General features: G+C 54.3%; 13 protein-coding genes. 5 read left to right on the top strand and 8 right to left on the bottom strand.

Annotated features, from left to right (window positions below; all coding sequences use genetic code 11):
• Nucleotides 1-113: 113 nt before the first annotated feature.
• The 7 genes from FQB27_RS11065 to gabD all read right to left on the bottom strand — a co-directional run bounded on the left by FQB27_RS11065 (nt 114) and on the right by gabD (nt 9,120).
• Nucleotides 114-881 (bottom strand): hypothetical protein, encoded by a 768-nt coding sequence (locus tag FQB27_RS11065; RefSeq protein ID WP_169561110.1) that lies wholly within the window; start codon nt 879-881, stop codon nt 114-116.
• A 207-nt stretch (nt 882-1,088) separates the two neighbouring features.
• Nucleotides 1,089-1,856 (bottom strand): hypothetical protein, encoded by a 768-nt coding sequence (locus FQB27_RS11060; RefSeq protein WP_169561109.1) that lies wholly within the window; start codon nt 1,854-1,856, stop codon nt 1,089-1,091.
• Nucleotides 1,857-1,999: 143 nt separating this feature from the next.
• Complete coding sequence (locus FQB27_RS11055) at nt 2,000-3,394, bottom strand: MFS transporter (protein WP_338090303.1); 1,395 nt, start codon at nt 3,392-3,394, stop codon at nt 2,000-2,002.
• Between the two features lie 97 nt (nt 3,395-3,491).
• A complete protein-coding gene (locus tag FQB27_RS11050; protein WP_169561107.1) occupies nt 3,492-4,643 on the bottom strand; it encodes a beta/alpha barrel domain-containing protein in 1,152 nt (383 codons plus the stop codon).
• Between the two features lie 11 nt (nt 4,644-4,654).
• A complete protein-coding gene (locus tag FQB27_RS11045; RefSeq protein ID WP_169561106.1) occupies nt 4,655-6,034 on the bottom strand; it encodes a class II 3-deoxy-7-phosphoheptulonate synthase in 1,380 nt (459 codons plus the stop codon).
• 163 nt (nt 6,035-6,197) lie between these two features.
• Nucleotides 6,198-7,553 (bottom strand): glutathione-disulfide reductase, encoded by a 1,356-nt coding sequence (gene gor / locus FQB27_RS11040; protein ID WP_169561105.1) that lies wholly within the window; start codon nt 7,551-7,553, stop codon nt 6,198-6,200.
• 85 nt (nt 7,554-7,638) lie between these two features.
• Entirely contained in the window at nt 7,639-9,120 is a 1,482-nt protein-coding gene (gene gabD / locus FQB27_RS11035; RefSeq protein ID WP_169561104.1) for an NADP-dependent succinate-semialdehyde dehydrogenase, read from the bottom strand.
• A 264-nt stretch (nt 9,121-9,384) separates the two neighbouring features.
• Here gabD and FQB27_RS11030 point away from each other — a divergent pair, with 264 nt between their 5' ends.
• The 5 genes from FQB27_RS11030 (at nt 9,385) to FQB27_RS11010 (ending at nt 11,737) form a co-directional block, all read left to right on the top strand.
• Complete coding sequence (locus FQB27_RS11030) at nt 9,385-9,900, top strand: PAS domain-containing protein (protein WP_169561103.1); 516 nt, start codon at nt 9,385-9,387, stop codon at nt 9,898-9,900.
• Nucleotides 9,901-9,924: 24 nt separating this feature from the next.
• A complete protein-coding gene (locus FQB27_RS11025) occupies nt 9,925-10,155 on the top strand; it encodes a hypothetical protein (protein WP_169561102.1) in 231 nt (76 codons plus the stop codon).
• A gap of 208 nt (nt 10,156-10,363) precedes the next feature.
• Nucleotides 10,364-10,570 (top strand): hypothetical protein, encoded by a 207-nt coding sequence (locus tag FQB27_RS11020; protein ID WP_169561101.1) that lies wholly within the window; start codon nt 10,364-10,366, stop codon nt 10,568-10,570.
• 1 nt (nt 10,571) lies between these two features.
• A complete protein-coding gene (locus FQB27_RS11015) occupies nt 10,572-10,907 on the top strand; it encodes a hypothetical protein (RefSeq protein WP_169561100.1) in 336 nt (111 codons plus the stop codon).
• A gap of 224 nt (nt 10,908-11,131) precedes the next feature.
• The gene (locus FQB27_RS11010) at nt 11,132-11,737 is read left to right on the top strand and encodes a hypothetical protein (protein WP_169561099.1); all 606 of its coding nucleotides are present in this window, start codon (nt 11,132-11,134) and stop codon (nt 11,735-11,737) included.
• 211 nt (nt 11,738-11,948) lie between these two features.
• On the opposite strand, the gene glmS is transcribed toward FQB27_RS11010, so the two are convergent.
• Nucleotides 11,949-13,772: a glutamine--fructose-6-phosphate transaminase (isomerizing) gene (gene glmS, locus FQB27_RS11005; protein WP_169561098.1), complete on the bottom strand. Its 1,824-nt coding sequence runs from the start codon at nt 13,770-13,772 to the stop codon at nt 11,949-11,951.
• Nucleotides 13,773-13,796: the final 24 nt, after the last annotated feature.

Here is a 13,796-nt window from a genome sequence, read left to right as displayed (position 1 = left end):
ACACCACTTTTTTACAGGCTTTTTCGGCCAAACGCCCCCTCCCCGAACAAAACAGCGGCCCTGCCCGGCGGCTCAACCGGACAGGACCACCCTTTTTGGCAGCAGGCTTGTTATCAAGCCGCAGGCGGTTCATCGGGACTGTGCCCTTCCTCCTCCAGACGAACAATAAGGCCCGCGATCCGGTTCTCGGCCTCCCTTTCTCTCTGCAGAATCCAGCCAACAGTTTGCTGCCTTTGCGGCAACAAATCAGGGCTATCCAAATATTCCCCATTAAATGCCAAAAACATGGCGGCCTTAACCTCCATCACCAGTTTGCACAAAGCACGGAGTGCTTCGTTGATCCCTGACGCAACAAGCAGACAAGCGTTTCTGGCCTGGATTTGGAGTAGTCCTTCCGTAATCGCCTCCAAGTACCCCAGTGTAAAATGAAAACCTTGTGGGAGAGTGCACCTGTCAAACTCTTCCGCCTTCGAACTCTCCAGCCGTTCTTGCCATACAATCCCCCTCCACCACTCATTATCTGACAAATCGATTGGCGCACCCACCACCTGATGCCCCTGATACTGAAGAGCCGTCTGTAGGGTATGTAGCATTTGATCCTTAGAAAGATCGGTTAGGCTCTTAGCCCATGCAACTATGCCACTCGTCATTCCATAACAAATCCAACGGTATTTAGCTTCAATCCGCGAGCCGCCATAGCGTGGATAATCCCAAACGGGAAGAATGGCTGCACGCCGCCTGTCCAGCACCTCAACCAACCAGTCAATGAGCGGTTCGATGCTGTATCCAGACCTGACTTTATTCAAAATGAATTTAACAAAATAATTCGAATTTCCGGTGGCGAATGTCCGGTCGCAGCCAATTTTTAAATCGCTGGGCATTAGATACATTTCAATAATTCCGTTCTTTGGTTACAAACTGGCGCAGCAGCCTGAAAACCGCAGCAGGAAAAGCTGCGCATAACGGGCTCTGCTTTGCCTCTCTGCAAGTAGAAAAATTATTTTTAGAAATTTAAGCGTCATCTTTCATTAGACACTTATTCCAAAAAGGGCAGAACAGCTCTTTTGTCGGCAGACTTTCCATCCTCTTCACTCCAATCTACCCTTCAAGGCGGCAAGGAGAATATCAATCCGGTCTTCGTCATCGTTTTCTGATATCAAACGGTGCGATTTTAGAAATCTCAACTGCTCATCAACACTTAGCTGTTCAGGCTCTTCTACTGCCTCACCGTGAACTACTGCGTTCCTAACCGCCTCCACCAACTCATGCAGGGCCTTTAACGCCCCGGTCATGCGCTCGGTTGCTTGTTGATTTCCACATCTGAAATGAACATCAAGTAAAACTCGCCCAATCACCTCCAAGTAATCCAATGTGAAATGGAAGGCCTTCGGGTCCGGGGACTGTTCAAACGCATCCGCCATGAAAAACTCGCATTTTTCACGATTACACATCCATTCCTCCCACTCTTCTCGTTCCTGCAGAGCGACAGGTGTCTTTCCTTCCAACTTCTCCATTGCCTGCCGCCTGAACAGAGAATTGCTGTTCAGTTTTGTAAGTAGGTCCTCCATCGGCAAGTCAGCCAGATGTCGGGCCCATACCCTGATGCCCTCGGCAATGCCGGAGCAGATCGGTAAATACTGTCCTTCCATTTGGGATCCGCCATATCGCGAAAAATCCCACACGGGCCATTTGGGAGCATGCCGTCTCTCCTGCACCTTGGTAAGCCAGATAAGCACCGGTTCGGCGCTGTATCCCGCGCTGATCTTTTTCACAATGAAATGAGGAAGGTAATTGACTTCGCGGGTCACGATGGCCCGGTCACTGGCAGTCTTTAGGTCATTGGGGGTTAGATACATTCGAAAATTCCGTTCCTTGGTTACAGTCATGGGCCGCGACGCGAAATCCGCGGGCATGCAATGCCAAAGAGCGAAACTCCCGGCACCGCCTCACTGTAAATAGAAACGGAATTTAATTTTACAACTTTAAGGAGATAATCGGCTTAGCCGTTTCGCCCCCAAAGGGCGGGACCATCATCCGTCAGGTCACCATGCATGGCTTCCTCGTCATCGTCATCCCCGCTGTCTTCAAGGATGGACATGGACGCCTTGCTGAGGCCGGTGAACCAGGTATTTGGCTCCGGCTCAAGGTCCGGCTCCTCATCCCATTCCTCGGCCTCCGGGTTCATGGTGGCCGCAATCGGTCCGGACCGCACCGGCATGGCCACGAAGTCGTTTTGGTCTTCCAGCGGTGTCGGCTCGCTCATGCTCATCCGGACAATCGCGAAAATGCCGATGAACAGATGCGCCACGGTTAGGAAGGAAAAGAACGCCATCGCCCCGTAACTTGCCATCAGCAGGGAAATCAGGAACGGACCCGCCACTGCGCCCATCCCGTTCATCAGGATCAGCCCGCTGCTGGCCGCCACCATTTCATCCGGTTCCAGATGGTCGTTGGTATGGGCAATACACAGGGAATAAAGCGGCATGCTGAGCCCGCCAAAAAGGGTGACCACCACCATGAACGGGATTTTGCTGTCCATCCCCTCCACAAACAGGACAAGGGTCGCCGCGGCTGCACTCAACAGGGTAACAACCGTCAGGACCTTACGGCGATCAAACCGGTCGGAAAGACGCCCGATCGGCATTTGCAGAACCGCTCCGCCGATAATCGACACACAGATAAACAGGGAAATTTGCGGCAGGGTCAGGCCGATCATGCTGCCATACACCGCCGCCATCGAGAAAAACGCTCCTTGCGCCACACCGACAACGGTCATCCCCACCACGCCCAGCGGCGAAATGGCGAACAACCTGCGAATACCCAGCTTCTTCGGGGTTTCAATGGACGGCGCCGGCGATGCGGACAGCGCCGTCGGGATCAGGGCCAGCGACACCAGTACGGAAATGATCACGAACAGGTTGTATCCCATGGGATCGGAAACGGTCAGCAGGAACTGCCCCGCCGCCATGGCCCCATAAACGATAAACATGTAGAAGGACAGGATCCGCCCGCGGGTCTCGTTGGTGGCCGCATCATTCAGCCAGCTTTCACTGACGATATACAAACCGGCAAAGCTGAACCCGGTGACAATCCGAAAAACGGTCCAGATATAGGGATCGGGAATGACCGCATGCAACAGCGCAGAACTGGAGGCAAGAGAGGCCAGCGCGGCAAACACCCGCACATGGCCCACCGTCGCCAGAATTTTGGGCGCGACAATAGACCCGATCAGAAAGCCGAGATAATACCCGGACATGACAAACCCGGTTACCGCCGTGGGAAAGCCTTCAAGATTGGCGCGGATACCCAACAGACTGCCCTGCAGCCCGTTGCCCAGCATCAAAAAGCCAATTCCCAAAAGCAATGGCCAACAGACTGATAAAGCAGCACCCATTTAAACCCACCAAACTTGAAAAATCCACATAACGTCAAAGACAGGCCTTAACGCCTGTCTTAACGAAGTATTGTTTCAAATCAGACGGAAACTGTCTTTATTTGTCTTTTTTTAACAGGAATTCCCGTCCCAGTTTTACGCTCGGAACGCCATCATAGGAGATGACATCGGCGGTTGCATAGGTCTCGGACCAGCTTTCCGGGAGAAACGACCCGGTTCCAATGACATCGATCGGGGCTTTCATACTGCCCATGACGCTACACTTGTCCGCAGAAAAGCCAGAGGACGCGACAATTCGAACCTTGTCGAAACCGGCCTCATCCAGTTGCTCGCGCATATAGTAAATTGCCGCCGCAGACACCCCGGTCCCGACCAGCCATTTCAGTTCCTGCTCGGACCGATACTGGCGAATGCCCTTGGGCATGTTCCGTTCCAGCACCGCATAGGACTGCGCCGGGTCCAGACCCTCGATAAAGCGGCCGCCATGGGTATCCATCCGCACGGACAGGCGCCCTTCTGCGGCCATCTCCGGGAACCGCCGACAAACGGCAAGCGCGTCGGTGATTTCCTGACCGAAATAATCCACCAGCACCGTCAGCGGTTCATCGGGATAGCTTTCCACGAACATTTCAGCCGCCCGCAAGGTGCTTCCCGCATAACCAATCAGGGCATGGGGCATGGTGCCCATTCCCCGGTTATTGCCGAAATAATGGGCGGTGCTGTTATTGGCGTTGCCAATGAAACCGATGGCGCCATGTTCTGTCTGCGCAGCACGGCTGCCAACAGACGCCGCATAGGCCATCATCTCGGCCATTTCCGCACCCGCGGAATGCCGGGCATCCATGGCCAGAAAGGCCGTATCCGGCATGTGGCAACACATCAGATAGGCGTTATAGGCCGCCACACAGGCCGGCCCGATCTTTTGCAGATACAGGGTTTCCAGATCGGCAAGATCGACAAAACTGCCGGTAATATAGAAGAGAGGTTCCCCGGCTCCGACCCAATCGCCCTCGTTGAAACAGGGTTCCACTTCGAAACTCTGCCCCCGCAGGCTGGCGATTTCCGTCATCCACTCCACCATCAGGCGCGGACAGAAAATCACGGGCCGCCGCATGAAAACGGCATAGGTTACGGTTTTATCACCAAATTTCTGAACGACCTTTTTGGTACGATTAAAATACTGGTCCGTATGATCCGCGATTGATTGCTCAATCGCGGATTTTCTGGTTGTGGCTGTCAGTTCGTTCATATTCCCCAGGTTCAGGAGGCTGTTGCCGCAAGCTCTCCCCGACCCCTTTCATCTTTCAACATTTCTGCAATCAGGAACGCAAGCTCCAGAGCCTGATTTGCGTTCAGGCGCGGATCGCAGGCCGTGTGATACCGGTCGCTCAGCAGTTCCTCGGTTACCTCGAAGGCACCACCAAGACACTCTGTTACGTCCTTACCGGTCATTTCAAAATGGACACCGCCGGCATGGGTTCCCTCGGCCTTGTGAACCATGAAAAATTCCCGAACCTCGGCCAGAATGCGATCGAACGGACGGGTCTTGTATCCGGTTGAAGACTTGATGGTGTTTCCGTGCATCGGGTCACAAGACCAGACCACATTGCGGCCTTCGGCCTCAATTTTACGGATCAGGGCCGGCAGGTGTTTCTCTACCTCGCCGGCACCAAAGCGGCAAATCACGGTCATACGACCTTCTTCGTTTTCCGGGTTCAGCTTGTCCAGAAGGCGCAGCAGGTTTTCCGGTGTCTGTGTCGGGCCTGCCTTGACCGCGATCGGGTTGGCAACGCCGCTCAGGAACTCCACATGGGCTTCATCCGGGTCGCGGGTCCGATCGCCGATCCACAGCATGTGGGCCGACGTGTCGTAATAGGCGCCAGACGTACTGTCCACACGGGTCAGCGCCTGCTCGTAGTTCAGCAGCAGCGCCTCGTGAGAGGTGTAGAAGTCGGTCTTGCTCATTTCCGGGGCATTGTTGGAATTCACACCGCAGGCTTCCATGAAGGCCAGTGCATCGTGAATCCGATCCGCCATTTCCTTGTAGCGTTCGCCTTGCGGACGGCTGGCTACAAAGCCCATGTTCCAGCGGTGCACCTGATGCAGGTCTGCGTAACCACCCTGCGCGAAAGCCCGCAGCAGGTTCAGGGTTGACGCCGCCTGTGAATAGGCTGTCAGCATCCGTTTCGGATCGGGCACGCGGGCCTCTTCCGTGAAGTCGAAACCGTTGATGATGTCGCCGCGGTAGCTGGGCAGTTCGACGCCATCCACGACTTCCGTATCGGAAGACCGCGGCTTGGCGAACTGACCGGCAAGACGGCCCACCTTGACGACCGGGCGATTGGCGCCAAAGGTCAGGACCACAGCCATCTGCAGCAGCACCTTGAAGGTGTCACGAATATTGTTGGGGTGGAATTCACTGAAACTTTCGGCACAGTCACCGCCCTGAAGCAGAAAAGCACGACCAGCGGCAACATCCGCCAGTTTCTTTTTCAGGCTTCGCGCCTCACCTGCAAATACCAGCGGCGGAAAGCTCTGCAAGTCTTCCTCCACCGACTTCAGCGCCTCCGTATCAAAATATGTCGGCACCTGGCGGATTGTTTTGTTTCTCCAGCTTTCAGGTGTCCATTGATTTGACATTTTCCTATTCCCTACAATGTTCTTCGCATTCGCAATATTTAACGAACCATAATTTCTACAGGCTTTTCGGGATCATGCAACGCTAAAGCGCACAAAACCGCCGCAAAATTGTAATTTTCATATTTTCTGCAACGAAAATAAGGACAATTATTACCCGTCAGGATTACGCGCCGGTGTATTTTTCCCGCATGGTCACAAGCTCCTCGGCCAGCGTCGGGTGAACCCCGACCGTGCTGTCGAACTGGGCCTTGGTTGCACCGCATTTCACGGCAATCCCCACACCCTGAATGATCTCGCCAGCATCGGCGCCAACCACATGCACGCCCACAACCCGGTCCGACTTGGGCTCAACCACCAGCTTGACAAAGGCCCGCTCGCTGCCCAGCGTCAGGGTCTGTTTCATGGGGCGGAACTCGGACTTGTAGATGTCCACATCGCCATACTTGTCCCTCGCTTCGGCTTCCGTCAGGCCGACGGTCCCCACCGGGGGCTGCGAGAACACAGCCGATGGCACATCCGCATGATCAAAGGCCCGCGGCTTGCCGCCAAAAACAGTTTCCGCAAAGGCCATGCCCTCGTGAATGGCTACCGGTGTCAGGGCGATCCGGTCGGTTACATCACCAACCGCATAAATGCTGTCCACGGATGTCTTGGAATAGGCATCGACCACAACAGCGCCGTTCGGCTTCAAGTCAACGCCCACATTCTCCAACCCCAACCCGTCCGTGTTGGGACAGCGGCCCGTAGCATACATGATGGCGTCGGCCTCAAGGGTGCTGCCATCCTCAAGGGTAATGAGAAGGCAATCGGCCAGCTTCTCGATTTTCGCAGGATTGGCGTGGGTTTTCAGGGTTACACCTTTCTTGGTGATCTCTTGCGCGACCATGTTCTGGACGTCGGCATCAAAGCCCCGCAGGATCTGCTCCCCGCGGTAAAGCTGGATCACATCGGCACCAAGGCCGTTGAAAATCCCGGCGAACTCGACGGCGATATACCCGCCGCCGACAACTACAACCCGCTGCGGCATGGTTTCCAGATGGAACGCCTCGTTCGAGGAAATGGCATGCTCGATGCCCGGAATATCCGGCATCATCGGCGTTCCGCCCGTGGCGATCAGGATATAACGCGCCGTCACGGTCTGGTCCCCGACCCGAACCGTATGGGCGTCGATGATCTCGGCACGGGCCTCATACAGTTCCACATTATTGTTGGACAGGATGGTGTAGTAAATGCCGTTCAGGCGATCAATTTCCGCATCCTTGTTGCGGATCAGGGTTGCCCAGTCATGACGGGTTTCCCCGACGGTCCAGCCATAATTCTTCGCATCCTGAAAATCATCGGAATAGTGGCTGGCATAAACGAACAGCTTTTTCGGGACACAGCCCCGGATAACACAGGTCCCGCCGACCCGATATTCTTCGGCAATCGCCACCTTGGCCCCAAGGGACGAGGAAATCCGGGAAGCCCGCACGCCGCCGGAACCGGCACCGATCACAAACAGGTCATAGTCGTAGGTCACTGAACTCTATCCTTCTACACACATGCACCCTTCCGGCGCATCCAACATCTTTGTTTTTGTTATTATTCTTGTTCTTTCAGGGGTTTTACTTATCCAGACCACCAAGGCACATATACTTGATTTCCAGATAGTCATCGATCCCGTATCGGGAGCCTTCGCGGCCAATCCCGGACTGTTTCACGCCGCCGAACGGCGCCACTTCCGTAGATATAATACCGGTATTGATGCCGACAATACCATATTCCAGCTTTTCACTGACCCGCCACACCCGGCCGATATCCCGTGCGCAAACATAGGCGGCCAGGCCGAATTCCGTATCATTGGCCAGCCGGATCACCTCGTCCTCGTCCTTGAAGCGGAACAGCGGGGCCATGGGGCCAAAGGTTTCCTCGCGGGCCACCTTCATATCGGTTGTGGCATCGGTCAGGATGGTGGGCTCAAAGAATGTCTGCCCCAAGGCATGACGCTTGCCACCGGTCAGGACTTTCGCCCCCTTGGACAGGGCGTCGGCGATGTGATCTTCCACCTTGCGGACGGCAGCCTCGGTAATCAGGGGGCCTTGCTCCACCCCGTCTTCAAGGCCGTTGCCCACCTTCATGGACTTGACCCGTTCTGCCAGCTTCGCGGCAAAGGCCTCATAAACCCCGTCCTGAATATACAAGCGGTTGGCGCAAACGCAGGTCTGCCCCGCATTGCGGTATTTGGACGCCAGTGCCGCCTCGACCGCATCATCCAGATCGGCATCATCAAACACGATGAACGGCGCGTTCCCGCCAAGCTCCATGGAGGTTTTCTTGACCGTGCTGGCGCATTGTTCCATCAGCAGGCGGCCGGTGGCGGTGGAGCCGGTAAAGGTCAGCTTGGCCACATCCGGGTTGCCGGTCATTTCCCGGCCGATGTCCTGCGGCACGCCGGTCACCACGCCCAGAATACCTTTCGGGATTCCTGCCCGCTCGGCCAGAACAGCCATGGCAAAGGCGGAAAACGGCGTCAATTCGGCGGGCTTGATCACCATGGGGCAGCCTGCGGCAAGGGCCGGCGCCGCCTTCCGGGTGATCATGGCAACCGGGAAGTTCCACGGGGTAATGGCCACGGTCACGCCAATGGGTTGCTTCAGGACAATAATCCGCTTGTCGGACTGATGCTCCGGGATGGTGTCGCCGTAAATCCGTTTACCTTCCTCGGCGAACCATTCAATAAACGACGCCGCGTAGGCAACCTCTCCCTTTGCCTCGGCAAGGGGTTTGCCCATCTCCATGGTCATCAGCCGGGCAAGATCGTCCGTGTTCTCCAGCATCAGTTCGTACCACTTCCGCAGGATATTGGCCCGCTCCTTGGCGGTTTTCCCCGCCCATTCCGGCATGGCAGCCTTGGCGGCGGCAATGGCCCGGCGGGTTTCCGCCTCGCCCATTTCCGGGACGTGCCCAAGCAGTTCGCCAGTTGCGGGGTTGGTCACCTCGACAACCTTGCCATTGTCGGCATCGCACCACACGCCATCAATCAGGCATTGCTGACGAAAAAGACCGGGGTCCTGAAGATTGAGCGGGTTATCGTTATGGGTGGGCACAGCCTGTCTCCTCGCCTGTTTGTTTTTTGAATTGAGGCGGAAGTCTAGTGCAACTCTTTTTCAAAAGAAACCATTAGCTTGCCCCTCCCCGGCCGGGCCAATCCCCCTTTTTGCCCCCATCTGTGACAAGGGTCCTTTTTTTGCCTTTTTCATGCTTATTAAATTGGAATACGGAAGCACAGTTCGTATAACCTATGCCTGTGTGTCATTGTTGGGTGTGTAACCTGAACCTGTAAGGAAACGGGCTCGGGAACGGGGCAAGCTGTGGAAAGTAACATATCGCGTGCAGACAATTTCAACCTGATCAAACGGGAAACCGTTCAGGCTTCAGATGATTTTGCCATGGAAAGCACCCGCCTGTTTTTTGACTGGTGGCACTCTTTCCTGCCAGACCTTCCCCGGCGATCGGATTTCGACATTCTTGAGCACCGCTACCTGATCCAGCATGTCTATGTCATTCAGGTTCTTGGCCCCGGCGACTATCTGTATCGGTTGAACGGGGAAAAAGTGATCGGGATGGTGGGCAAATCCATGCGCCTCACGCCCTTTTCCCTCACCTCCCCACAGGTAGAGGACCAACTTCTCGCCCGGTATATGGACAGAATTTGCACGGCGCGCCATGCCATGCGCTGCCGGGGGAACCTCGCCTTCGCCGGACGGGGATTTAGCAACTTTGAATCCGTCGACTGCCCCTTCACCGATGAGACTGGCACCATCACCCACATCATCGGCGTCATGAAAACCATCCCCCAGGACCGCGCCGCCCCGCCAGCAGGGTAGCCTTGCCACTTCTGAAAACGATACTTGAGCGGCCCCAAATCAGGCCCCTGTGCCTGTGATGCGGTAATCCGCTATGAACATCTTGCCGAGGACCTGCAGGAAATCGACCAATTGCCAGGGGAATTTCTGGAGATTTTCCAATCCCTGAATTCCAAGGGCACTTACAGGGACCCGGCCTCTCAGGATGCCAAACGCTTCTTCATTGAAAACGGCCTCGAAGACCAGATCACTCCGCTGCTCAGCGAAGTTCGCTAGCGCGACAGTTGATCCTGAACAAAAAGGGATGAAAAAGCACGAAATTCATGATGGACATGTGACGGAAAAATGATTGCTATCGCCAGATAGCGGTGCATGGGAAGTCGATGGCGTAAATTGCTTTCAGGAAAAAACAATCGAGTATACAAAATAAGAACAGCAGTATGACTCAATTGAAAAGCTGATACTCAAAGAAGAAAAATCAGTATTGTTATTTGTCAGTGACCCGCATCGGCAAATTGGCAAAAATTTCGCATATACCTGCTCCAAAACAAGAGCAATTAACAAGGAAGTTGCACCTGTCTGGGTATGGAATATTGAGGGAGGGGTGAACTTTGGTGCTTCAGGCTTGTTCGATAGAATGAAAGCACTGCCCCATGGAAACGAGCGTAAAGATCAACACCTGAAAGAATAATATGGGAAAGGTAATCCTGGAATACGGTCTTTGGACTATGGGCGCCCTGCTTCTTGGTATCGGGTATATGTATCTGGTTCTGGGTTCAGCTCCCGAAGTTACAAACACCTTATCTTTTTTTATTTCAAAAATATATTTTATCGGGCTGTTTCATGTGGGCGGCATCATCGGCTCTATTTTAGCGATTACCTTTATACTATTTGATGCGCTTTATCTTAAAAGGAAATCGCAGCCTTCCAAGCCTAGATTCACAATACGGGCAATTTCCATGTTATTGATATTGGTTATCTTGGGGGCATCGCACTATCTTCTCGAAAAAGTCTTTGACGTATTATGAGAATGAGACATATGCAAACACCTATATCTTTGAAATTGAAGGATAAAATGGGGCGCATTTATCTGGATTTCACGATGCGATCCCTGCGGCGCCCGGAACTGGATAGTATCTCGGGGCAACGCAGGATACCCTGTAATTTTCCAGCCGATGAGTAAAGCCAAACGATAGTTCAAGCGATGAATAACTAAACTAACGAAGCCAACAACCGATAGCAGGGCAACCTGATGGAAATAATCATTATTATCTTTCTGATCCTCGTGTTGATCTGCATCTTATTGCTTGTCGTCAGCCTGATCAGGTGGGTCTTGCGAGATAAAATGAGATCACGGGTGTTTTGTGCGTTGCTGGCAATGGGTTTCATCGGGCAAGGGCTCCACCACTTCTTTTATAAGAACATGCTATTCATACAATCCGAGGTGTACCCGGACCTGTACTTGGTCAAGTATCCAGAAGAAGAGCAGGCTCTCCTCCATCAAGCAATCCTGAGAAAAGTAAAGCAACACCCGAACATAGGGTTATCCGTTGGTAAAAAACTGGCTTACGAAAGAGAGAATTCAATTTTCTTTTACAAGTACTACAAGGCTTTTCTCTTCAGTGTGTTTCAGGATGAAGGCACAGCGTATTTTCTGAAAAATGAAGAAGATCTGGGCGGTTTGGTCACCGAAGAATTAGGGATGTACAAAAAGTACAAGTTGGCAGAATTTCAGTATGCCCCCTGCAAAGATGATGTGACCCTCTACTGCGGTGAATTGAAATATTTCAATGAAAATGGCTTTATTAAATCTGACACCCTTTTGAATCTCACGCCTTTAAACGGGATAAAGAAATAAGGTCGACCGTAACCCCTCAAACGGCCTTCCCGGTTTGGCTGACATAGCATCCAATTCGGGGTAAGTAGCCTGATAGGTCTCGCACCAAACTATCTGATTTTAGGCTGTCTGTTTCCCGCACCATATTACCACCGAAACCGCACAAGGTTCAGCGCGTTGATACCCTTTCCGGGGCACAAAAAAGGGGGCCGATAAGGCCCCCTTTTCGTTATCACTCCACGGTGACGGATTTGGCGAGGTTTCGGGGTTGGTCCACATCGGTCCCTTTCAGGACGGCGACGTGATAGGCCAGTATCTGAACCGGGATGGAATAGAGGATCGGTGCCACGAAAGGATCAACCGTCGGCAGTTCGATGGAGCCAAGGGCATGTTCGCCCAGTTGCTTCATGCCTGCCGCATCAGAGAGGAAGATAACCTGTGCGTTGCGGGCCATGACCTCCTGCATGTTGGAGGCGGTTTTTTCGAAATAGTGATCGGTGGGGGCCACCACAATCACCGGCACCGCCTCGTCAATCAGGGCGATGGGGCCGTGTTTCAATTCACCGGCGGCATATCCTTCGGCATGGATATAGGACAGTTCCTTCAGCTTCAGGGCGCCTTCCATGGCAACGGGATAGCCCGGACCGCGACCGATATAAAGGATATCCCGTGCCTCGAAAATCTCGGCCGCCAGATCCCGGATATTGGTATCATTCTCAAGAATTTCAGCCGCACGGGCCGGAACCTCGGAGAGCGCCGCGCTCAGCAGGGCCTCCCGCTCGTGATCCAGCACACCGCGCTGCTTGCCCGCATCAATGGCAAGGCAGGCCAGCGTCACCAACTGGCAGGTGAAGGCCTTGGTGGAGGCCACACCGATTTCCGGTCCGGCCTTGGTATGGAACACAAAATCACTTTCCCGTCCCATGGAGCTTTCCTCCACATTGACGATCGAGGCGATATGCTGTCCGTTTTCGCGGGCATAGCGAAGCGCGGCAAGGGTGTCGGCGGTCTCGCCGGACTGGGAGATGAACAACGCCAACCCGCCCGGAGCCAGCGGCATGCTGCGATACCGGAATTCGGAGGCGATATCCACCTCGACGCCCAGCCCCGCCAATGTCTCGAACCAGTATTTGGCCACCATCCCCGCATAGAAGGAGGTTCCGCAAGCCACAATGGTCATTTTCGGGATGTCCCGCCAGTCAAACGGCAGGTCCGGCAGGGTGATGGTCCGGGTTTTCGGGTTGAAGAAGCTGTTCAGGGTCTCGCCGATCACCGCCGGTTGTTCCATGATTTCCTTCATCATGAAATGGCGGTGGTTGCCCTTGCCGATCATGGCGCCGGAAAGCTGGGTCAGCTTGATTTCCCGCTCGACCTTGGCGCCTGTCTCGTCAAAGAAGGTCGCGCCGTCCCGTGACAGGATCACGTAGTCGTCTTCTTCAAGATAGGAAATGCGATTGGTCAGCGGCGCCAGCGCCAGCGCGTCGGAGCCCACAAACATTTCGCCGTCTCCCCAGCCCACAGCCAAAGGCGCACCGCGGCGCGCCCCGATCATCAGGTCTTCCTCGCCCTTGAAAATGACGGCAAGGGAAAAGGCCCCCTGAAACTTCTTGAGGGACAGGGCCATGGCCTCAGCCGGGGATTTCCCGTCATCCAGGAAACTGGTGATCAGCCACGCGGCAACCTCGGTATCCGTATCGGATTCCAGCGTGTAGTTGCGGTTTTCCAGTTCGGCGGAAAGTTCGCGGTAATTTTCAATAATGCCGTTATGCACCAGCGCCAGACGCGGTGTCATATGCGGATGGGCGTTGGCTTCATTGGGAACCCCGTGGGTGGCCCAGCGGGTATGCCCGATCCCGACCATTCCGTTCAGGCCATTGCCTTCAAGGACGGCTTCAAGATTTTTCAGCTTCCCCTCGGCCCGGCGGCGATCCAGTACGCCATCGCACAAGGTTGCAATCCCGGCACTGTCATAGCCCCGATATTCCAGACGTTTCAAACCGCCCACAAGGGAGGGAACCACGTTGGATTTACCAAGGACCCCGATTATTCCGCACATATATCTGTCTCGCTTGCAATACTG

It is taken from the genome of Sneathiella chinensis, assembly GCF_012720115.1.
GTDB classification, from domain to species: Bacteria; Pseudomonadota; Alphaproteobacteria; order Sneathiellales; family Sneathiellaceae; genus Sneathiella; species Sneathiella chinensis.
The sequence above is the reverse complement of the archived record's forward strand: the minus strand, read 5'-3'. Positions and strand labels throughout refer to the sequence as shown.

Coding starts and splice junctions, on each gene's coding strand:
- FQB27_RS11065 (WP_169561110.1), bottom strand. CDS start 881: ATGCCCAGCGATTTAAAAATTGGCTGCGACCGGACATTCGCCACCGGA.
- FQB27_RS11060 (WP_169561109.1), bottom strand. CDS start 1,856: ATGTATCTAACCCCCAATGACCTAAAGACTGCCAGTGACCGGGCCATC.
- FQB27_RS11055 (WP_338090303.1), bottom strand. CDS start 3,394: ATGGGTGCTGCTTTATCAGTCTGTTGGCCATTGCTTTTGGGAATTGGC.
- FQB27_RS11050 (WP_169561107.1), bottom strand. CDS start 4,643: ATGAACGAACTGACAGCCACAACCAGAAAATCCGCGATTGAGCAATCA.
- FQB27_RS11045 (WP_169561106.1), bottom strand. CDS start 6,034: ATGTCAAATCAATGGACACCTGAAAGCTGGAGAAACAAAACAATCCGC.
- FQB27_RS11015 (WP_169561100.1), top strand. CDS start 10,572: ATGGGAAAGGTAATCCTGGAATACGGTCTTTGGACTATGGGCGCCCTG.
- FQB27_RS11010 (WP_169561099.1), top strand. CDS start 11,132: ATGGAAATAATCATTATTATCTTTCTGATCCTCGTGTTGATCTGCATC.
- glmS (WP_169561098.1), bottom strand. CDS start 13,772: ATGTGCGGAATAATCGGGGTCCTTGGTAAATCCAACGTGGTTCCCTCC.